Raw genomic sequence first — 19,581 nt, forward strand, 5'->3', positions numbered from 1 at the left:
GTAGTCTTGAGCCCATGCCTGAACGCCGTACCGTCGCACTCGTCACTCTTGGCTGCGCCCGTAACGAGGTGGACTCGGAGGAGCTCGCAGGCCGTTTGGAGGCGGACGGCTGGGATCTCGTGGAGGACGCCGCGGACGCGGATGTCGCCGTGGTCAACACGTGTGGCTTCGTCGACGCCGCCAAGAAGGATTCCGTCGACGCACTCCTGGAGGCCAATGATCTCAAGGGGCATGGGAGAACCCAGGCCGTCGTGGCGGTGGGCTGTATGGCCGAGCGGTACGGCAAGGACCTCGCCGAGGCCCTTCCCGAGGCCGACGGCGTGCTCGGCTTCGACGACTACACGAACATCTCGGACCGCCTGCAGACCATCCTGAACGGCGGCATCCACGCCGCGCACACCCCGCGCGACCGGCGCAAGCTGCTGCCGATCAGTCCGGCCGAGCGGCAGGAGTCGGCGGCCGGTGTCGCGCTGCCCGGGCACGCGCCCGTCGATCTTCCGGAAGGGCTCGCTCCGGCCTCCGGCCCGCGTGCGCCCCTGCGCCGCCGTCTCGACGGCGCCCCGGTCGCCTCGGTGAAGCTCGCCTCCGGCTGCGACCGGCGCTGCTCCTTCTGCGCCATTCCGTCCTTCCGGGGCTCCTTCATCTCACGCCGCCCGAGCGATGTGCTGAACGAGACGCGGTGGCTGGCCGAACAGGGCGTCAAGGAGATCATGCTGGTCTCCGAGAACAACACGTCGTACGGCAAGGACCTGGGCGACATCCGGCTGCTGGAGTCCCTCCTGCCGGAGCTGTCGGAGGTCGACGGCATCGAGCGGGTCCGGGTGAGCTACCTCCAGCCGGCCGAGATGCGGCCCGGGCTGATCGACGTCCTGACCTCGACGCCGAAGGTCATGCCGTACTTCGACCTGTCCTTCCAGCACTCCGCCCCCGACGTGCTGCGCGCGATGCGCCGCTTCGGTGACACCGACCGCTTCCTGGAACTGCTCGACACCATCCGCAGCAAGGCTCCCCAGGCCGGCGTGCGCTCCAACTTCATCGTGGGCTTCCCCGGGGAGACCGAGGCCGACCTGGCCGAACTGGAGCGGTTCCTGAACGGGGCACGGCTGGACGCCATCGGTGTCTTCGGCTACTCCGACGAGGAGGGCACGGAGGCCGCGACGTACGACAACAAGCTCGACGAGGACGTCGTCGCCGAGCGGCTGGCACGTGTCTCCCGGCTGGCCGAGGAACTCGTCTCGCAGCGGGCCGAGGAGCGCGTCGGGGAGACCGTGCACGTGCTCGTCGAGGGCGTGGACGCCGAGGATTCGGCGGAGGGCGCGTACGGCCGTGGCGCGCACCAGGCGCCGGAGACGGACGGCCAGGTGCTGCTCACGAGCGGCGCGGGGCTGGCCATCGGTCGTATGGTCGAGGCGAAGGTGGTCGGCACGGAAGGTGTCGACCTGGTGGCCGAGCCGCTGCAGGGCACGCTCGCGTGTGGTGAGGAGGCCGGCAGATGACCGGAGTTCCGGCGTCCGCAGCGGGCGGTTCCTCCCCGGCGGGTGCGGTGGGCAAGGTGAGCGCGGTGGGTTCGTCCAAGGCCGGCGGTGCGAAGGCCGGTGCCTCCAAGGGCGGTGCCTCGCAGGCGGGCGGCGCCGAATCCGGTGCGTCGGGCGGTGCCAAGTCCGGGCCACGCGGTGGAAAGATCGCGGCTGCGGCCGTCAACCAGGCCAGCGTCTGGAACATCGCCAACCTCCTGACCATGCTCCGGCTGGTCCTCGTGCCCGCGTTCGTCGCGCTGATGCTGGCCGACGGCGGGTACGACCCGGCGTGGCGCTCGCTCGCCTGGGCGGCCTTCGCCATCGCCATGATCACCGACCTGTTCGACGGTCATCTTGCGCGGACGTACAACCTCGTCACCGACTTCGGGAAGATCGCCGACCCCATCGCCGACAAGGCGATCATGGGGGCGGCGCTGATCTGTCTGTCCGCCCTGGGCGATCTGCCGTGGTGGGTGACGGGCATCATCCTCGGCCGGGAACTCGGGGTCACGCTGCTGCGTTTCATCGTCATCCGGTACGGCGTCATCCCGGCGAGCCGGGGCGGCAAGCTCAAGACCCTCACACAGGGCGTGGCCGTCGGGATGTACATCCTGGCACTGACGGGGTGGCTGGCCACCCTGAGGTGGTGGGTGATGGCTGCGGCGGTCGTCCTGACCGTGGTGACCGGGCTCGACTATGTGAGACAAGCCATTGTGCTGCGCAGGCAGGGAATCGCCGAGCGCAAGGCCGCGTTGGAGGAGACGGAAGCGTGAGTTCCCCGGCCACCGACGTGGTGCGACTACTCACAGTGAGGGGCGAGACGCTCGCTGTCGCCGAGTCGCTCACGGGCGGACTGGTTGCGGCGGAAATCACAGCCACCCCTGGGGCATCCAAGGCGTTCCGCGGTTCGGTGACCGCCTACGCCACCGGGCTCAAGCATGAGCTGCTCGGGGTCGACGCCACTCTGCTGGCTCAGCACGGAGCGGTGAATCCGCAGGTAGCGGCCCAGATGGCGGCAGGAGTGCGGAAGGCTCTGGGGGCCGACTGGGGCGTCGCGACGACAGGTGTCGCGGGGCCCGAGTCACAGGACGGACAGCCCGTGGGGACGGTCTTCGTGGCCGTGGACGGGCCGCTCGGACCCGGTTCCGGTTCCGCCGGTGGCGGAAAAGTGGAGGCCCTGCGGTTGAACGGCGCCCGCGAGGAAATTCGTATGGAGAGTGTACGGAGCGTACTCGCGCTGCTCCTGAAGGAGCTTGCGAGCGAACACACTGGGAATGAGCGGGCACAGGATACGGAACAGAACGGGGGGTTTTGATGTTTGCAGCCCTTAGTGAACACGACATCGCTCCCCGCACGGCCGCGGCGCAAGGCGGTACGGTGGGGCGTGAAGGATGCGGCTACGCGGTCCGAGGAGGGAGCCACCGATGATTCTGCTCCGTCGCCTGCTGGGTGACGTGCTGCGTCGGCAGCGCCAGCGCCAGGGCCGTACTCTGCGCGAAGTCTCCTCGTCCGCCCGAGTTTCACTCGGCTATCTCTCCGAGGTGGAGCGGGGGCAGAAGGAGGCTTCCTCCGAGCTGCTCGCCGCGATCTGCGACGCGCTGGACGTACGGATGTCCGAGCTCATGCGGGAAGTGAGCGACGAACTCGCCCTCGCCGAGCTGGCACAGTCTGCCGCGGCCACACCCAGCGAGCCTGTACCCGCGTCGGTCCGTCCGATGCTGGGTTCCGTGTCGGTGACCGGTGTGCCACCGGAACGGGTGACCATCAAGGCGCCTTCCGAGGCGGTCGACGTGGTCGCCGCGTGACGGTGTCGCCGGTGCGCGTGGGCTGACCACGCGCCGAAGGAGTTGTGTGAGGCCCCGGCCGGGGCTTCTCCAGGGAGATCTGGGGAAGTGCGGTCGGGGTTTCGTGCTGTACGGGGTGCGCCGGGTCCGTTTGCCGCTGCGCGGCGCGGAGGCCATCGTGGAGGGTGTGACGGCGCCCTGACGCACTGTGACGACGTTGGCCCGCGCTGCATCCGTGTGCCGTCGGTGCGCCCTCCCGGCGGGTGAGCGGGCGGCCTAGCCTCGGGCTGGAGGTGGGTGGATGGCACGGCCGATAGCGCGCTTGGGGGTGATCCTCGCGTTCGGGGCGCTGTGGTGGTGGGCCGTGCTGCGGCTCGCGCTCGTGCCGGACACGGGGGCCCTGGAGGCGGCCGTCGCAGCCGGAGGGTGGGGGCTGAGCCTGCTGCCGGTGCGCTGTGTGCCGAAGGCGCGGGCCGTCGGCACCGTCGATCCGCGGCGGTGGGCGGACGCCTGGCGGAGGGGGCGGCCTACCAAGGCATCGCCACACCGCCGTTCGGACGCAGGATCTGCCCCGTCGTGAAGGACGAGGCGTCGGACGCCAGGTGCAGCACGGCGTGCGCAATGTCCTCCGGCTCGCCGACCCGGCCCAGCGGCGACATCCGGGCCATGAACGCCTCGGTCTGTGTCTGCGCCGCGGTGTCGTGGCGGTCGGTCATGGGAGTGCGGATCCAGCCCGGGGCGACCGCGTTGACGCGGATGCCGTGCGGGCCCATCTCCGTGGCCAGCGTCTTCGTCAGCTGCACGACGGCCGCCTTGGCCGCGCCGTAGCAGAGCAGGCCGGGGCCGCCGGTGTCGACGGCGCCCGAGGCCATGGTGATGATGCTGCCCCGGACGTGCTGGGCGAGCATCGCGCGGGCGGCCTCCTGGCAGGCGTGCAGCACACCCTTGAAATTGACGTTCAGCACGCGGTCGAGATCCTCGTCGTGGGTCTCCAGGACCGGGCTGCTGTGCATGATCCCGGCGACCGCGGCCATCACGTCGAGGCGCTCGCAGGTGGCGACGGCCTGGCGGAGCTGTTCGCGGTCGGTGACGTCGAGGTGGTGGGCGCGGGCGGTGCCGCCGCTTGCCTTGATCAGGGTCGTCGTGTCGTGCAGGCCCTGCGCGTCACGGTCGGCGCAGTGCACGGTGGCGCCGGCCTCGGCGAGCAGGACGGCCGAGGCACGGCCGATTCCGCTGGCGGCGCCGGTGAGGAATGCGGTGCGTCCGGTGAGGTCGTACGCCTTCACGCCCATGAAGGGACGGTACGAGGGTTTCTGACGGGTCGTCAATTGGTCGTGCGGGGCAGAGTTCTGCGGCGTGCGGTGGTGGCGGGTGCCTTGCTCGGGGCCGGGCCCGCCTGGCAGTCGGGGCACCAGTAGGTGGGGCGCTCGCGGGAACCGTCGCCCTGGTCGGCCGCGCGGATCGAGGTGCCGCAGCGCAGGCAGGGGCGGTCGGCGCGGCCGTACACGAAGAGGTCCTGGCCGCGGCGGCCCGTCGTGCTGCGGACCGGGCGGTCGCGGTTGGCCTCCAGGAGCTTCTTGGCGAGTACGGGCAGTTGGGCGGTGTGCTCGGCGGGGAGTGCGCCGACGGGGAGCCAGGGGGTGGCGCGGAGCAGGAAGCAGAGCTCGCTCTTGTAGACATTGCCGATGCCGGCGAGGTTGCGCTGGTCCAGGAGGGCTTCGCCGAGGGGGCGGGCGGGGTCTGCGAGGAGGTTGGCGAGGGCGCGGTCGGGGTTCCAGTCCGGGCCCAGCAGGTCGGGGCCCAGGTGGCCGACGGCTCGGTCTTCCTCGGTGGTGCGTAGGAGATCGAGGACGGGGAGGCGGTAGCCGATGGCGGTACGGGCGGGACCGGGGGTGGAAGCGGTGGCGGGGGCGGCGGCGAGGATCACGCGGATCTGGTGGGCGGGGCCGCCCGTCCAGCGCTGCTGGTCGGTGTAGACCTTCCAGGAGCCTTCCATGCCGAGGTGCGAGTGGACCGTCAGGCCGCCCTCGACGCGGGTGAGGAGGTGTTTGCCGCGTGGGGTGACGTCCAGGACGGTTCGGCCTGTGAGGTCGACCGTGGCGTACTTCGGTACCCGGAAGTCGGTGCGGGTCAGCGTCCTGCCCGCGAGCGCGGTGTGCAGTCGCCTCGCGGTCTGCCAGACGGTGTCTCCTTCGGGCATGGGTCCAGGGTGGCATGGGTGGAAGGTAGCGGGGCGGGAAGTGGTGTGCGGCCGTGGGGGAGGAAGGAGGGGGTTGAGGCCTGCGGTTCGGGTCAGGCGCGTAGGCGTAGGCCTCGGGGTGTTGCGATGAAGCCCGCTCCTTCCAGGAGGGTGCCTATGGGGGAGGTCAGGGCTGAGGCGCCGTTCACGCGTTCCACCGTGACCGTGCCGAGGGAGCCCGCGCGGGCGGCCGAGGCCAGGGCTTCCGCGGCTGTGTGCAGGCGGGGGTCGTCGGTGGGTTCGTTGTCGGGGGTCGAGGGCCAGGCCAGCAGTGTCTTGCCGCCGCGCTCCATGTAGAGGGTCAGCTCGCCGTCGACGAGCACCACGAGGGAGCCCGCCTTGCGGCCCGGCTTGTGCCCGGCGCCGGTGGGGGGCTCGGGCCAGGCGAGGGCTGCGCCGTACGCGTTCGCCGGGTCGGCGGCGGCGAGGACGACGGCTCGGGTGTCGGCGGCGGGGCGGCCGTGGCGGGGGGCGAAGCCGGGGCCGGATCCGTACGGTGTGCCGCCGTTGTGCCATGCGGGGCTTTGCGGGGTGCGCCGGCCGGTCTGGGGGGCGAGGTCGCGGGGTGAGACGTAGTCGCCGGGGCCGAGGTGGGCGTCCAGGAAGTCGTGGTCGAGGTCGGGGATGTCGTACGTGGGGGCGGTGTCAGGGGTGCCGTACGAGGTCGCGCTCTCAGGGGTGTTGTACGGAGCGGCGCTGTCAGGGGCGTCGTATCTGAAGGGGTTGCCTTGGTCAGGGGCGGATGGGGTGGAGCCATCGGAGGCGCCGAAGTCGCCGGTGGTGCCAAGGCTGTCGGATCGGTACGAGCCGTGGGATCCGTCAGGGCCGGGAGCGCCGTAGGTGTCGGGGGTGCTCGGGCCGGGCAGGGTGTCGCCGCGTTCGCGAGCGTTGGCGACCGCGCGCAGGCGGTCCACCGCGCCGTCCATCGCGAACTGGGCGGCGCCGAGCCCTTCGACGATATAGCCGCGGCGGGCCTGGCCGCTGTCCTCGAAGGCGGACAGGATGCGATACGTCGCTGAGAAGCCGCCCTCGACGCCCTCCGCGCTGACCGCACCCCGGGTCACGACGCCGTGCCGGTCGAGGAGTGTGCGGGCCAGGGCGTGGGCACGCACGGTCGGGTCGGCTTCGTGTGCCGGGAGCAGGGCCCAGCGGCCGGCGACGGTGGGCGGGCCGGTGCGGGAGGCGGGGCGGGCCGCGGCCGTGAGGGAGCCGTAGCGGCCGCGCGGAACGGTGCGCTTGGCGCGGTGGGCCGTGGAGCCCGCGGTGCGGCCGGAGCCCAGCAGGGAGCGCATGGGTGCGAGCGTGTCGTTCGTCAGGCGGCCCGACCAGGCCAGTTCCCAGAGGGCGTCGGCGAGTTGGGGGTCGGTGGCGTCGGGGTGGGTGGTGGCGCGGATCTGGTCGGCGATCTGACGGAAGAACAGGCCGTATCCGCCGGACAGGGCGTCAAGGACTGACTGGTGCAGCGCCGTCGGCTCCAAGGGGTGGGGTTGCGGCAGGAGCAGGGGTGCCGCGTCCGCCATGTAGAGGGAGACCCAGCCGTCCTTGCCGGGGAGCGAGCCGGCTCCGGCCCAGACGACCTCGCCGGCTGAGGTGAGCTCATCGAGCATGGCGGGGGTGTAGTTCGCGACGCGGGATGGCAGGACCAGCTTCTCCAGGGCGGACGCGGGTACGGACGCGCCCTGCAACTGCTCGATGGCGCGCACGAGTCCGTCGACGCCGCGCAGTCCGTGGCCCTTGCCGATGTGCTGCCACTGCGGCAGGAACTGCGCGAGAGCGGTCGGCGGCACCGGCTCCAGTTCATGACGCAAGGCGGCCAGCGACCGGCGGCGCAGGCGGCGCAGGACGGTCGCGTCGCACCACTCCTGGCCGATGCCGGCCGGGTGGAACTCGCCTTGTACGACCCGCCCGCCCGCCGCCAGACGCTGGAGGGCGCCCTCCGTGACCGCCACGCCCAGACCGAAGCGGGCCGCAGCCGTGGTCGAGGTGAACGGGCCGTGGGTGCGGGCGTAGCGCGCGAGGAGATCGCCGAGCGGGTCCTTAACCGGCTCGGTGAAGGCCTCGGGGATACCGACTGGCAGGGCGGTGCCGAGCGCGTCGCGCAGGCGGCCCGCGTCCTCGATCGCCGCCCAGTGGTCGGTGCCGGCGATACGGACCTTGATGGCGCGGCGAGCGCCGGCCAACTCCTGGGCCCAGTGCGGTTCGGCGCCCCGCTCGGCCAACTCGGCGTCGGTGAGCGGGCCGAGCAGACGGAGGATGTCGGCGACGCCTTCGACGTCCTTGATGCGACGGTCCTCGGTGAGCCACTGGAGTTCTCGCTCCAGCTCGGTCAGCACCTCGGCGTCGAGCAGCTCGCGCAGCTCCGCCTGGCCGAGCAGCTCGGCCAGCAGCCGGGAGTCCAGCGACAGGGCGGCGGCGCGGCGCTCGGCGAGCGGGGAGTCTCCCTCGTACAGGAACTGGGCGACGTAGCCGAAGAGGAGAGAGCGCGCGAAGGGGGACGGCTCGGGGGTGGTGACCTCGACAAGGCGCACCTTGCGGGCCTCCAGGTCTCCCATGAGCTCTGTCAGGCCCGGGACGTCGAAGACGTCCTGGAGACACTCGCGGACCGCCTCCAGGACGATCGGGAACGAGCCGAACTCGCTTGCCACCTGGAGCAGTTGCGCGGCGCGCTGACGCTGCTGCCACAGTGGGGTGCGCTTGCCGGGGTTGCGGCGGGGCAGCAGCAGCGCGCGGGCGGCGCACTCGCGGAAGCGGGACGCGAAGAGGGCCGAGCCGCCGACCTGGTCGGTGACGATCTGGTCGACGTCGCCCTTGTCGAAGACGACGTCCGCCGCGCCGACGGGCGCCTGGTCGGCGTCGTACTCCGCGCCGGCCTTCCTCGGTTCCTGGTCCAGGAGGTCCAGGCCCATGAGGTCGGCGTCGGGCAGGCGCAGCACGATGCCGTCGTCGGCGTGCATGACCTGCGCGTCCATGCCGTACCGCTCGGAGAGCTTCGCGCCGAGGGCGAGGGCCCAGGGGGCGTGGACCTGGGCACCGAAGGGGGAGTGCACGACGACGCGCCAGTCGCCGAGTTCGTCGCGGAAGCGCTCGACGACGATCGTGCGGTCGTCCGGGATGTGTCCGCAGGCCTCGCGCTGCTCGTCCAGGTAGGACAGGACGTTGTCGGCCGCCCATGTGTCCAATCCTGCGGCGAGCAGGCGAAGGCGGGCGTCCTCCTTGGGCAGCGAGCCGACCTCGCGCAGGAACGCGCCCACCGCACGGCCCAGTTCCAGCGGGCGGCCCAGCTGGTCGCCCTTCCAGAAGGGGAGGCGGCCCGGTACGCCTGGGGCGGGGGACACCAGGACGCGGTCGCGTGTGATGTCCTCGATGCGCCAGGAGCTGGTGCCGAGCGTGAACACGTCCCCGACGCGGGACTCGTAGACCATCTCCTCGTCGAGCTCGCCGACCCTGCCGCCGCCCTTCTTGGGGTCGGATCCGGCGAGGAAGACACCGAAGAGGCCGCGGTCCGGGATGGTGCCCCCGGAGGTGACCGCGAGGCGCTGTGCGCCGGGGCGGCCGGTGATCGTGCCGGCTACCCGGTCCCAGACCACGCGTGGGCGAAGTTCCGCGAAGGCGTCGGACGGGTAGCGGCCGGCGAGCATGTCGAGGACCGCTGTGAAGGCGGATTCGGGGAGGGAGGCGAAGGGTGCGGCCCGGCGGACCATGGTGAGGAGGTCGTCGAACTGCCAGGTGTCCATCGCCGTCATGGCGACGAGCTGCTGGGCGAGGACGTCGAGAGGGTTGGCCGGGACCTTGAGGGACTCGATGGAGCCGGTGCGCATCCGTTCGGTGACCACGGCTGCCTGGACGAGGTCGCCGCGGTACTTCGGGAACACCACGCCCGTGGAGACCGCGCCGACCTGGTGTCCCGCGCGGCCGACCCGCTGGAGGCCGGAGGCGACCGAGGGCGGGGATTCGACCTGGACCACGAGGTCCACCGCGCCCATGTCGATGCCCAGCTCGAGGCTCGACGTGGCCACCACCGCGGGGAGGCGGCCCGCCTTGAGGTCCTCCTCGACCAGGGCGCGCTGTTCCTTGGAGACCGAGCCGTGGTGGGCGCGGGCGATGACCGGGGGTGCGCCCTGGGCCGCGCCCGAGCCGCCCATGAGTTCGGCCGGGGCGTGGTGCTCGTCCAGGGGTTCGCCGGTGGCCCGTTCGTAGGCGATCTCGTTGAGGCGGTTGCAGAGGCGCTCCGCGAGGCGGCGGGAGTTGGCGAAGACGATGGTGGAGCGGTGGGACTGGACGAGGTCCGCGATGCGCTCTTCGACGTGCGGCCAGATCGAAGGGCGTTCTGCGCCTTCGCCGCCGTCGGCGACAGGGGAGCCGCCGAGCTCGCCGAGGTCCTCGACCGGGACCACGACCGAGAGGTCGAACTCCTTGCCCGACTTCGGCTGGACGATCTCCACCTTGCGGCGGGGCGAGAGGTAGCGGGCGATCTCGTCGACCGGGCGGACGGTGGCCGACAGGCCGATGCGGCGGGCCGGCTTCGGGAGGAGCTCGTCCAGTCGCTCCAGGGTGAGTGCGAGGTGGGCGCCGCGCTTGGTGCCCGCCACGGCGTGGACCTCGTCCAGGATCACCGTCTCGATGCCGGTCAGGGCGTCGCGGGTGGCCGACGTCAGCATCAGGAAGAGGGACTCGGGGGTGGTGATCAGGATGTCCGGGGGGCGCGTGGACAGGGCTCGGCGCTCTGCGGCGGGGGTGTCGCCCGAGCGGATGCCCACCTTTACTTCGGGTTCGGGCAGGCCGAGGCGTACGGATTCCTGGCGGATGCCGGTCAGAGGGCTGCGGAGGTTGCGTTCCACATCCACGGCCAGTGCCTTGAGCGGGGAGACGTAGAGGACGCGGCAGCGTTTCCTGGGGTCGGCCGGTGGGGGTGTGGAGGCGAGCTGGTCGAGGGCGGCGAGGAAGGCGGCCAGGGTCTTGCCGGAGCCGGTGGGGGCGACCACCAGCACGTCCGAGCCCTCGCGGATGGCCTGCCACGCGCCCGCCTGGGCCGCGGTGGGCGCGGAGAAGGCGCCCGCGAACCAGCCGCGGGTTGCGGGGGAGAAGCCGGCTAGGGCTCGGTGTGCGTTGCTGACCATGCGTCCATCCTGCACCCGGGTACTGACAATGGGGCTGAGCTGGGGAAATGTCTTCGGCCTGGGGGTTTGGTGGGGGTGCGGGCCTGTGGGCCTACAGCCCTCGGCGTCTGGCGGAGAATTGACCCATGGCAGGTTCAGCGGAGCGGGCGCGGCACTGGCAGTACGCCGAGTTGCCCGGTGTCGATCTGCTGCGGGCCCGGTACATCCGGAAGACGTTCGTGCGGCACACCCATGAGAACTTTGTGATCGCCGCCATCGCGGATGGTGTGGAGGTCTTTCACTGTCGGGGCACCGATCAGTACGCGGGGCCGGTGCGCTTGCGTTGGTCAATCCGGATACGGCGCATACGGGGCGGGCGGGGGTTCCTGAGGGGTGGCAGTACGGGGCCGTGTATCCGTCGCCGGAGGTGGTGGCGGAGATCGCGGCCGAGACCACCTCGATCAGCGGGACACCGGGGTTCGTCAGGCCGGTTCTGGATGATCCGTACACCGTGGGTCTGGTGCATCAAGTGCTGCGTGCCGCCGACGAGGGGAACGCGCTGGCTGCCGACACGTTGCTTCGCGTGGCCGTGACGCGGCTGCTGCGGTTGAACGGCGGGGCTCTGCCGCAGCGGGAGGTGCGGACCGCGGGGGCTCGGATCGCGGTACGCGCGCGTGGGGTGTTGGAGGAGCGGATGGCCAAGCCGCCGAGTCTGGAGAGGCTGGCCTCCGATCTCGGTACCGGGCCGTTCGCCTTGCTGCGGGCGTTTCGGGACCTGTACGGGATGCCGCCGCACACCTGGCTCACCGATGCGCGGATACGGCGGGCTCGGCAGCTGTTGGACGCGGGGGGCTCGCCGGCGGAGGCCGCCATCGCCGTGGGGTTCACCGACCAGCCGCATCTGAACCGGCATTTCACCAGGATCGTCGGCGTACCGCCGGGGGCCTATCAGCGGGAGCGCAAGAACGTACAAGACGCCTGGCAGGGGCTTTCGTAGCGTCGCAGGCGTGGCAGAACAGAAAACTCTCGCAGACCTCCGCGCCGCCGGAGGCAAGCCCGACGCGGCTGTCGTACGGGACGCCTTGGGCGTTGGAGTCGCCGTCGGGCTGTCCGGGTTCGCCTTCGGGGTGACGTCGGCGGGCAGTGGCCTCACGCTCTTGCAGACCTGTGCGCTCAGCCTGCTGGTGTTCACGGGAGCGTCGCAGTTCGCGCTCGTGGGGGCGCTCGCGGCAGGCGGCACCCCGTTGACCGCGGCTGCGGGCGCCTTCTTCCTGGGGGTGCGCAACGCGTTCTACGGGCTGCGGTTGTCGCAATTGCTCAGCCTCCCGCGCGCGGTGCGGCCGTTCGCCGCGCAGTGGGTGATCGACGAGACCGCCGCTGTCGCGCTGGCGCAGCCGACGCGGCGCAGTGCGCGCATCGGGTTCGTGGTGACAGGGCTGAGCTTGTACGTGCTGTGGAATCTCACGACGTTGCTCGGGGGGCTGGGCGCCGAGGCCATCGGCGACACCGATGCCTGGGGGCTCGACGCGGCCGGGCCCGCCGTGTTCCTGGCGTTGCTCGCGCCGATGCTGAAGTCCGCGACCGAACGGGCCGTCGCCGGTCTGGCCGTGGTTCTGGGGCTCGGGTTGTTGCCGGTGCTGCCCGCTGGTGTGCCCGTTCTGGTCGCCGCCCTCGCGGCGCCGGTCGTGCTGTGGGCCGAGGGGCGTCGTAGGGGAGACACGCGGGAGGGAGAGCTGTGAGCATCTGGATGGCGATCGGCGTCACCGCTCTCGGTTGTTACGCAGTCAAGCTGGTCGGGCTGCTCGTGCCCGCAGGGGCTCTTGAGAAGCCTCTCGTTCGGCGTCTTGCCGCCCTGTTGCCCGTCGCCCTCCTTGCCGCTCTCACGGCTCAGCAGACGTTCGGCGACGGGCATGCGCTGGTGCTGGACGCGAGGGCGGCCGGAGTCGCTGCGGCTGCCGTGGTGCTCGTTCTGCGGGCCCCGTTCCTGCTTGTCGTCGCGGCGGCCGTGGTGGTGACGGCCGGGGTGCGGGCCATGGGCGGGTGAGGCGGGTCAGCCGATGTGGCGGCCGTATGCCCTGAGGGTGCGCAACGCCTCGATCGTCACCATGGGGCGTGCCTCGAGGGCGGTGCCCGGTGCCCACTGGCGCCAGACGATGGGCCAGCCGCCGTCCTCCTGCTGCTCGCCCGCCAGGTGGTCGAGGGAGCGGTTCATCTCGTCGTCCGTGAACCACGCGCGCGCGAGGGAACGCGGTGTCCTCGCGTAGTGGTGCGGGAAGTGGTGCTCGCCGGGGGCGTAGCCGGCGGGGACGGGGTACGCGTCGAGGTTGTCCGGCTCCAGTACCGCCAGGCACTGCTCGCGCACCAGGCGGCCCAGTCGGTCGGCGGCCGTCTCCGCGCGCGTGCGGTCGGGAGCGGAGTCCAGGAAGGCCACGGCGGCCTCGATCTCGTAGGGATGGGACTTCTCCAGGGACTCGACCGCCTGCCAGCAGAAGTCCGTGGCTCGGAACAGCCAGGCGTGCCACACCTCGTTGCGGTGCAGGACGCCGACCACCGGCCCGGTGGCCAGGAGCGCGCTGGGTGGGTCGTCCACGATCGGCAGGAAAGGAGCCGCGGGGTAGCCGCGCTGGCTGGGGTGGATCGCCGGGAGGGCGCCGTCCGGCGTGGCGACCGAGGTGAGGTAGCGGCACACACGGTCCACGCGCTGTCCGCCGCAGCGTTCGATGGCGTCCAGGATGTGCAGTGCGTGACCGGTGTGCAGCGGCTGGCTGACCGGGCCGCGCAGATCGGGTTCCAGTGCGTGGCCGTACCCGCCGTCCTCGTTGCGGTAGGCGTCCAGCGCGGTCTCCACCGGGTCGGCGGCGCCGTTCAGGAAGTGGTACGCGAAGAGGCGCTGTTCCAGTACGCGCGCGGTGAGCCAGACGAACTGCTCGGCGCGGAAGAGCGGAGAGTGCGCCGGGGGCGTCGGGGGGAGGGGGGCTCCTGTTTCGGCCATGCGACAGACCGTAGGGCGGAAAGCGGTCTCGGCAAGCGGTCCCGGCGCAGGCCCACTCTCAGGGGCGGGATACTGGACGCATGCGGTTGACGGTCTTCTGGGAGCGGATGGCGGCCCACTTCGGTCCGGGGTACGCCGACACCTTCGCGCGCGACCACGTGATGGCGGAGCTCGGCGGGCGCACGGTGCACGAGGCGCTGAACTCCGGTTGGGAGGCCAAGGACGTATGGCGTGTGGTCTGCGCCGTCATGAACGTTCCGGGGGAGAAGCGTTGACCGGTCACGAAGATCGCAGGACGGGAGCCGGTTGTCGGTGGCGTGGGCGAGACTTGCTCCGTGGCACGCACTGACGAGACCGGGCAGCCCGCCCGGCACGAATCCCCGTTCGGCACGACGCCGCCCACCCCGCCGCCGGGCGAAGGCGCCGCCGGGCCGGACGCCCGCATGCCTCGTTGGCTCCCGCGCGCCATGGTGCTCGCGCTGGCGCTCGTCGGTGTGTTCCAGCTGGGCAGCTGGGCCTTTCACCAGCTCACCGGGCTGCTGATCAACATCCTCATCGCGTTCTTCCTGGCCCTGGCCATCGAGCCGGCGGTGAGCTGGATGGCCTCGCGCGGCATGCGCCGAGGCCTGGCCACCGGCATCGTCTTCCTCGCCGTGATCGTGGTGTCCGCCGGGTTCGTGACGCTGCTGGGGTCCATGCTCGCGGGCCAGATCATCAAGATCGTCGAGGACTTTCCGAACTACCTCGACTCCGTCATCAACTGGATCAACGCACACTTCCACACCGAGCTGCGCCGCGTGGACGTCCAGGAGGGCCTGCTCCGCTCCGACTGGCTGCGTAACTATGTGCAGAACAGCGCCACCGGCGTCCTGGACGTGTCCGCCCAGGTCCTCGGCGGACTGTTCCAGCTGCTGACGATCACGCTGTTCTCGTTCTACTTCGCCGCGGACGGCCCGCGACTGCGCCGAGCCCTGTGCTCCGTGCTGCCGCCCGCCCGGCAGGCCGAGGTGCTGCGCGCGTGGGAGATCGCCGTCAACAAGACCGGCGGCTACTTGTACTCGCGCGGTCTGATGGCGCTGATCTCCGGCATAGCCCACTACATCCTGCTGGAGAGCCTGGATGTGCCGTATGCGCCCGTGCTGGCCGTGTGGGTCGGTCTGGTCTCGCAGTTCATCCCAACCATCGGCACCTATCTCGCGGGCGCCCTGCCCATGCTGATCGCGTTCACGGTCGACCCCTGGTACGCGCTGTGGGTGCTGATCTTCGTCGTGGTCTACCAGCAGTTCGAGAACTATGTGCTGCAGCCCAAGCTGACCTCGAAGACCGTGGACATCCACCCGGCGGTCGCCTTCGGTTCGGTCATCGCGGGTACCGCCCTCCTCGGTGCGGTGGGCGCGCTGATCGCCATTCCCGCTGTCGCCACGCTGCAGGCGTTCCTGGGGGCGTATGTGAAGCGGTACGACGTCACGGACGACCCCCGGGTCCACGGGCACCGGGGACGGGGAGCAGGGCGGGGCCTGGTCAAGCGCGTGCGTGCGCTGTGGGACCGGCGGCCCGGATCGGCGAAGCCGAGGTCGGAGTCGGGGAGTTCCGGGGAGAGCTCCACCTGAGGCGAGGCCGACGAAGGCCACGACGATCTTGACGACAACGACGGGCATGACTGGCACGGCGGACAGCCGTGAGAACGGTGTGCAGTCCGACTCGGAGCGGACGGTCGGCCGGGAATCCGGGGCGGTGTCGGGCCCCGAACCCAGTCTCGTAGGTGTCACGTGGTGCGCTTGACACGAAAATCGAACATCCATTCTCATGGAGGCTCCGGCAAGGCTCCCGGCGGGCATTTCGCCACGGTTTCGACTGAGAAGTGCCCGAGTTATCCACAGGCCGGACGGGCGTCGGGGCGCATTGTCAGTGGCAGGCGTTAGCGTCTTTGACGTGAAGCGATCGACTCAAGCAAACCGGGTGGAACCCATGGCAGGAACCGACCGCGAGAAGGCGCTCGACGCCGCGCTCGCACAGATTGAACGGCAATTCGGCAAGGGCGCCGTGATGCGCATGGGCGAGCGGCCGAACGAGCCCATCGAGGTCATCCCCACCGGGTCGACCGCACTCGACGTCGCGCTCGGCGTCGGCGGCCTGCCGCGTGGCCGTGTGGTGGAGGTGTACGGCCCGGAGTCCTCCGGTAAGACGACCCTGACCCTGCACGCGGTGGCGAATGCCCAGAAGGCCGGCGGCCAGGTCGCCTTCGTGGACGCGGAGCACGCCCTCGACCCCGAGTACGCGAAGAAGCTCGGCGTCGACATCGACAACCTGATCCTGTCCCAGCCGGACAACGGCGAGCAGGCGCTGGAGATCGTGGACATGCTGGTCCGCTCCGGCGCCCTCGACCTGATCGTCATCGACTCCGTCGCCGCGCTCGTCCCGCGCGCGGAGATCGAGGGCGAGATGGGCGACAGCCACGTCGGTCTGCAGGCCCGTCTGATGAGCCAGGCCCTGCGGAAGATCACCAGCGCGCTCAACCAGTCCAAGACCACCGCGATCTTCATCAACCAGCTCCGCGAGAAGATCGGCGTGATGTTCGGCTCGCCGGAGACCACGACCGGTGGCCGGGCGCTGAAGTTCTACGCCTCGGTGCGCATCGACATCCGTCGCATCGAGACCCTGAAGGACGGCACCGAGGCGGTCGGTAACCGCACCCGCTGCAAGGTCGTCAAGAACAAGGTCGCGCCGCCCTTCAAGCAGGCCGAGTTCGACATCCTCTACGGCCACGGCATCAGCCGTGAGGGCGGTCTGATCGACATGGGCGTGGAGCACGGCTTCGTCCGCAAGGCCGGCGCCTGGTACACGTACGAGGGCGACCAGCTCGGCCAGGGCAAGGAGAACGCCCGCAACTTCCTGAAGGACAACCCCGACCTGGCCAACGAGATCGAGAAGAAGATCAAGGAGAAGCTGGGCGTCGGTGTGCGTCCGGAGGAGCCGGCCGCCGAGCCGGGCGCGGACGCCGCGGTCTCCGCCACCCCGGACGACGCCGCGAAGACGGTGCCCGCTCCGGCGGCGGCCAAGGCAGCCAAGACCAAGGCCGCGACCGCCAAGAGCTGATCAGTGACACGGCGAACGGACTGGGCCGAATACGGCCTCTACCCGGAGGCTCCGCGTGAGCGGGGGAAAGGCGGCGACGCAGGCTCCTCCGGGACGGGCGGCCACGCCTACGGAGAGGGCGCGGCCCATGACGCGGACGGGGGAAACGACGGCACGAGGCCGTACGGCAGGAGCGCGTCGTACGGGGGATACGGCGACGAGTCGGGCCTGGCGTATGACGGCGGCCCGGGCCTGACGTACGGCGATGAGCCCGGCCAGAGTGCGGTGGACGGCGAGGCGTGGCCGGAGGGCGGCTCGACGCTCGGCGCCGGTGCGCCCCGCGGCGGCTCCCGTCGCGGCCGTGGCGGGGCTCGGGGTTCGGATGGCTCGGGCGGCTCACGCGGGCGCCGACGGCGCGGCCGCACAGAGCCGTCCGGTGAGGACGGAGGCGCCTCTTCCTCGTCGAGGGCCGAGGAGAGGTCGTCCCCAGGGGACCCGGTGGAGCAGGCGCGGGCGATCTGCCTGCGTCTGCTCACCGGGACCCCGCGCACGCGGAAGCAACTCGCGGACGCCCTGCGCAAGCGGGAGATCCCGGACGACGCCGCCGAGGAGGTGCTGTCGCGGTTCGAGGAGGTCGGCCTCATCAACGACAGTGCCTTCGCGGACGCCTGGGTGGAGTCCCGGCATCACGGCCGGGGACTGGCCCGGCGCGCGCTCGCCCAGGAACTGCGGACCAAGGGCGTCGACTCCACGCTGATCGACGAGGCCGTCGCACAGCTCGACTCCGAGCAGGAGGAGGCGACCGCACGCGACCTCGTCGCCCGCAAGCTCCGCTCCACGCGCGGCCTCGACCGTGACAAGCGCCTGCGCCGCCTCGCGGGCATGCTCGCCCGCAAGGGCTACCCCGAGGGGATGGCCCTGCGGGTGGTCCGACGGGCACTGGAGGAAGAGGGCGAGGACACGGAGTTCCTCGGGGACGAGGGGTTCTGATTCCGGTAGCGGGCCTAGGAGTGGGCGAAGGGCCGTGAGCGCAGGATTCCGGCCCTGGACACGATGGACGCGCGGGGGCGCCCATCGCGTTCGGGGCAGGGTTCGGAGTGAAGGGCGGGGCCGGCGGTCAGAGGCTCGGCAGCGACTACGCAAGGGCGTGGCCCGCACAGGCGCCGACGCCACACAACGCGGCCGCTCTCCTGAGCCCTGCTCTGCGGGACGCCGACCTCGGAAGACCTCGGAAGGGCGTCGGGAGACCTCTTCCCGCCAAGCCCGCACTCCCGGCACGGAAGGTCCTAGGCCTCCACCTCTGCCGCGCTCGCCCCGGACGTCACCGGAAGCCCCTCCGACCGCCACGCCTGGAACCCGCCGACGAGATCGGTGGCCCGTTGCAGCCCCAGTCGCCGTAGCGACTCGGCCGCCAGACTCGATGCATAGCCCTCGTTGCAGATCACCACGACTTGCAGATCGTGGCTCGTGGCCTCGGGAGCGCGATGGCTGCCCTGCGGATCGAGGCGCCACTCGAGTTCGTTCCGCTCGACGACGAGGGCGCCCGGGATCAGCCCGTCCCGCTCGCGCAGGGCGGCGTACCGGATGTCGACCAGCAGAGCCTCGCCGTGCTGTGCGGCCTCGTACGCCTCCAGCGGCTCGACCCGCGCGTAGCCGACGCGCACTCGCTCCAGCAACTCGTCGATGCCGAAGGGCTGTTCACCCCCGCCGTTCACGCCGTGAACACCGTTCACACCGCTCATCGTCGACTCACCCCCGCCAACCGACCGTTCGCCCAAACTCTGCCCCGCAGAGCCTCTCCCACAGGCAAGCCCGCCCCCATGGCACTCATTGCCAGTCCTCCGGCCGCTCCACCTGCTCCAGCCGCAGGATCGGCCCGCTTCGGCTGAAGCGGCGGATCTGCGGCAGGGGCGGATAGTAGGCGTGAACCGAGATCGCATGCTGGTCGGCGGTTTCGTTGAGGACCTCGTGCACATGGTGACGGCCGAAGGAGCGGCCCTTGCCGCTCGGCAGCCGGCGTGCACGGTCCACGTCGTCCGCCAGTTCCAGCGTCTTCCAGCCGTCGGCCGGTAGCCGGACGGCGAGTGAGTTCTCCTTGAGCTCGCCGGCGGCCGTCACGAAGGCCCCGACCGACTCGGCGTGGTCGTGCCAGCCGGTGCCGGTCCCGGGCGGCCAGCCGATCAGCCACGCCTCGCTGCCACCGGGGCCTTCGAGCCGTACCCAGGTACGGCCCTCGGGGTCGAGCGGAAGCGAGGCGATCAAGTCGGCGTCGGCGGCGGTACGCCGTACGAAGTCGAGGAGATCCGCCTGCGTAGGAGCGGAAACGGGCGCGGCAGTCGGCGTCAAGACCGGTGAGGCGACCGGCTGAGAAGCGGAAACGGCGGCAGAAGAGACAGACACGGGCACCGTCCTGAAGAGAGTTCGCGAAGAGCGCGCGACAGCAGAGGCGTCAGACAACGGCAGCGACGCGCGCTGGAAGAAAAGGGATGCGAGTTCAGCAGGACGGACGACACACGCAGCCCGCATAGCGGACGAGGTCCATATGGACCCTCCGCCACAGGCGCACACAGGTGTCGGTCATGGTCGGGAGTACACCATGGCGGTGCGAACCGGTCAACTCGCCGTCATCGGATTCTGGCGCAGTCGTCCTGGCGTTCCTCCCAGGGATCAATCGCATCTCTGACGGAAACGGGGAGCGTCGCCGTCTCCGGTCTCTTGGGAGGGGAGCGACCGCAAGACCGTCGTTGGTAGAGCCGCGAGCAAGCGAACTGTGTACCCATGTTCGCTGGTTGTGGTGACTGAGATGCGATGCGGGCACGGGTGTACGCATATCGCACGTACGGTCTCCCCAAGGAATCGGGATGAGTCGGTGAAGCCG

General features: G+C 71.0%; 18 protein-coding genes and 1 pseudogene. 12 read left to right on the forward strand and 7 right to left on the reverse strand.

What is annotated here, in order from left to right; translation table 11 throughout:
- Positions 1-14 precede the first annotated feature (14 nt).
- From rimO to BLU79_RS43810, 5 genes are all read left to right on the forward strand, one after another.
- Complete coding sequence (gene rimO, locus BLU79_RS43790; protein ID WP_093911636.1) at positions 15-1,496, forward strand: 30S ribosomal protein S12 methylthiotransferase RimO; 1,482 nt, start codon at positions 15-17, stop codon at positions 1,494-1,496.
- Complete coding sequence (pgsA, locus tag BLU79_RS43795) at positions 1,493-2,290, forward strand: CDP-diacylglycerol--glycerol-3-phosphate 3-phosphatidyltransferase (RefSeq protein WP_093911637.1); 798 nt, start codon at positions 1,493-1,495, stop codon at positions 2,288-2,290. The genes rimO and pgsA overlap by 4 nt, the downstream gene beginning before the upstream one ends.
- A complete protein-coding gene (locus BLU79_RS43800) occupies positions 2,287-2,832 on the forward strand; it encodes a CinA family protein (protein ID WP_093911638.1) in 546 nt (181 codons plus the stop codon). Before pgsA ends, BLU79_RS43800 begins: the two co-directional genes overlap by 4 nt.
- A gap of 109 nt (positions 2,833-2,941) precedes the next feature.
- Positions 2,942-3,322, forward strand: coding sequence for a helix-turn-helix domain-containing protein (locus tag BLU79_RS43805; protein ID WP_030046881.1), 381 nt, complete (start codon positions 2,942-2,944; stop codon positions 3,320-3,322).
- A 280-nt stretch (positions 3,323-3,602) separates the two neighbouring features.
- The gene (locus BLU79_RS43810; RefSeq protein ID WP_093911639.1) at positions 3,603-3,881 is read left to right on the forward strand and encodes a hypothetical protein; all 279 of its coding nucleotides are present in this window, start codon (positions 3,603-3,605) and stop codon (positions 3,879-3,881) included.
- Here BLU79_RS43810 and BLU79_RS43815 read toward each other — a convergent pair.
- From BLU79_RS43815 to BLU79_RS43825, 3 genes are all read right to left on the reverse strand, one after another.
- The gene (locus BLU79_RS43815) at positions 3,829-4,593 is read right to left on the reverse strand and encodes an SDR family NAD(P)-dependent oxidoreductase (protein WP_093911640.1); all 765 of its coding nucleotides are present in this window, start codon (positions 4,591-4,593) and stop codon (positions 3,829-3,831) included. The genes BLU79_RS43810 and BLU79_RS43815 overlap by 53 nt on opposite strands.
- 32 nt (positions 4,594-4,625) lie before the next feature.
- Positions 4,626-5,501 (reverse strand): Fpg/Nei family DNA glycosylase, encoded by an 876-nt coding sequence (locus BLU79_RS43820; RefSeq protein ID WP_093911641.1) that lies wholly within the window; start codon positions 5,499-5,501, stop codon positions 4,626-4,628.
- A gap of 92 nt (positions 5,502-5,593) precedes the next feature.
- The gene (locus BLU79_RS43825) at positions 5,594-10,657 is read right to left on the reverse strand and encodes an ATP-dependent helicase (RefSeq protein WP_093911642.1); all 5,064 of its coding nucleotides are present in this window, start codon (positions 10,655-10,657) and stop codon (positions 5,594-5,596) included.
- Between the two features lie 125 nt (positions 10,658-10,782).
- Between BLU79_RS43825 and BLU79_RS43830 the strand changes: the two are divergent.
- From BLU79_RS43830 to BLU79_RS43840, 3 genes and pseudogenes are all read left to right on the forward strand, one after another.
- Positions 10,783-11,615: pseudogene (locus BLU79_RS43830) on the forward strand (AraC family transcriptional regulator); the annotation flags it as partial.
- A 28-nt stretch (positions 11,616-11,643) separates the two neighbouring features.
- Positions 11,644-12,375 carry an AzlC family ABC transporter permease gene (locus BLU79_RS43835; RefSeq protein WP_093911643.1) on the forward strand — a complete coding sequence of 244 codons (732 nt, stop codon included), beginning with the start codon at positions 11,644-11,646 and terminating at the stop codon, positions 12,373-12,375.
- Entirely contained in the window at positions 12,372-12,680 is a 309-nt protein-coding gene (locus BLU79_RS43840) for an AzlD domain-containing protein (protein WP_093911644.1), read from the forward strand. The genes BLU79_RS43835 and BLU79_RS43840 overlap by 4 nt, the downstream gene beginning before the upstream one ends.
- Positions 12,681-12,686: 6 nt before the next feature.
- Here the strand turns inward: BLU79_RS43840 and BLU79_RS43845 are convergent, their stop codons facing one another.
- Positions 12,687-13,628, reverse strand: coding sequence for a hypothetical protein (locus BLU79_RS43845; protein WP_093911645.1), 942 nt, complete (start codon positions 13,626-13,628; stop codon positions 12,687-12,689).
- A gap of 80 nt (positions 13,629-13,708) precedes the next feature.
- Between BLU79_RS43845 and BLU79_RS43850 the strand changes: the two genes are divergently transcribed.
- The 4 genes from BLU79_RS43850 (at position 13,709) to recX (ending at position 17,693) form a co-directional block, all read left to right on the forward strand.
- Positions 13,709-13,903 carry a DUF3046 domain-containing protein gene (locus tag BLU79_RS43850; protein WP_093911646.1) on the forward strand — a complete coding sequence of 65 codons (195 nt, stop codon included), beginning with the start codon at positions 13,709-13,711 and terminating at the stop codon, positions 13,901-13,903.
- Between the two features lie 60 nt (positions 13,904-13,963).
- Positions 13,964-15,238 carry an AI-2E family transporter gene (locus tag BLU79_RS43855; protein ID WP_093911647.1) on the forward strand — a complete coding sequence of 425 codons (1,275 nt, stop codon included), beginning with the start codon at positions 13,964-13,966 and terminating at the stop codon, positions 15,236-15,238.
- 358 nt (positions 15,239-15,596) lie between these two features.
- The gene (gene recA, locus BLU79_RS43860; protein ID WP_093911648.1) at positions 15,597-16,724 is read left to right on the forward strand and encodes a recombinase RecA; all 1,128 of its coding nucleotides are present in this window, start codon (positions 15,597-15,599) and stop codon (positions 16,722-16,724) included.
- 3 nt (positions 16,725-16,727) lie between these two features.
- Positions 16,728-17,693 carry a recombination regulator RecX gene (gene recX / locus BLU79_RS43865; protein ID WP_177001421.1) on the forward strand — a complete coding sequence of 322 codons (966 nt, stop codon included), beginning with the start codon at positions 16,728-16,730 and terminating at the stop codon, positions 17,691-17,693.
- A 296-nt stretch (positions 17,694-17,989) separates the two neighbouring features.
- Here recX and BLU79_RS43870 read toward each other — a convergent pair whose 3' ends face one another.
- From BLU79_RS43870 to BLU79_RS50195, 3 genes are all read right to left on the reverse strand, one after another.
- Positions 17,990-18,445, reverse strand: a complete 456-nt coding sequence (locus BLU79_RS43870; RefSeq protein ID WP_093911649.1) for a rhodanese-like domain-containing protein — start codon at positions 18,443-18,445, stop codon at positions 17,990-17,992.
- Positions 18,446-18,530: 85 nt separating this feature from the next.
- Complete coding sequence (locus BLU79_RS43875) at positions 18,531-19,049, reverse strand: cupin domain-containing protein (protein ID WP_093911650.1); 519 nt, start codon at positions 19,047-19,049, stop codon at positions 18,531-18,533.
- A 148-nt stretch (positions 19,050-19,197) separates the two neighbouring features.
- Positions 19,198-19,533, reverse strand: a complete 336-nt coding sequence (locus BLU79_RS50195; protein ID WP_371132064.1) for a putative leader peptide — start codon at positions 19,531-19,533, stop codon at positions 19,198-19,200.
- Positions 19,534-19,581: the final 48 nt, after the last annotated feature.

This window comes from Streptomyces sp. cf386 (assembly GCF_900103585.1).
Lineage (GTDB): Bacteria > Actinomycetota > Actinomycetes > Streptomycetales > Streptomycetaceae > Streptomyces.

Bases quoted from the DNA above. Each gene is read 5' to 3' on its own strand.
- rimO (WP_093911636.1), top strand. From the start codon at position 15: ATGCCTGAACGCCGTACCGTCGCACTCGTCACTCTTGGCTGCGCCCGT.
- BLU79_RS43820 (WP_093911641.1), bottom strand. From the start codon at position 5,501: ATGCCCGAAGGAGACACCGTCTGGCAGACCGCGAGGCGACTGCACACC.
- BLU79_RS43850 (WP_093911646.1), top strand. From the start codon at position 13,709: ATGCGGTTGACGGTCTTCTGGGAGCGGATGGCGGCCCACTTCGGTCCG.
- BLU79_RS43870 (WP_093911649.1), bottom strand. From the start codon at position 18,445: ATGAGCGGTGTGAACGGTGTTCACGGCGTGAACGGCGGGGGTGAACAG.
- pgsA (WP_093911637.1), top strand. From the start codon at position 1,493: ATGACCGGAGTTCCGGCGTCCGCAGCGGGCGGTTCCTCCCCGGCGGGT.
- BLU79_RS43825 (WP_093911642.1), bottom strand. From the start codon at position 10,657: ATGGTCAGCAACGCACACCGAGCCCTAGCCGGCTTCTCCCCCGCAACC.
- BLU79_RS43810 (WP_093911639.1), top strand. From the start codon at position 3,603: ATGGCACGGCCGATAGCGCGCTTGGGGGTGATCCTCGCGTTCGGGGCG.
- BLU79_RS43845 (WP_093911645.1), bottom strand. From the start codon at position 13,628: ATGGCCGAAACAGGAGCCCCCCTCCCCCCGACGCCCCCGGCGCACTCT.
- BLU79_RS43815 (WP_093911640.1), bottom strand. From the start codon at position 4,593: ATGGGCGTGAAGGCGTACGACCTCACCGGACGCACCGCATTCCTCACC.
- BLU79_RS50195 (WP_371132064.1), bottom strand. From the start codon at position 19,533: ATGCGTACACCCGTGCCCGCATCGCATCTCAGTCACCACAACCAGCGA.
- recA (WP_093911648.1), top strand. From the start codon at position 15,597: ATGGCAGGAACCGACCGCGAGAAGGCGCTCGACGCCGCGCTCGCACAG.
- BLU79_RS43805 (WP_030046881.1), top strand. From the start codon at position 2,942: ATGATTCTGCTCCGTCGCCTGCTGGGTGACGTGCTGCGTCGGCAGCGC.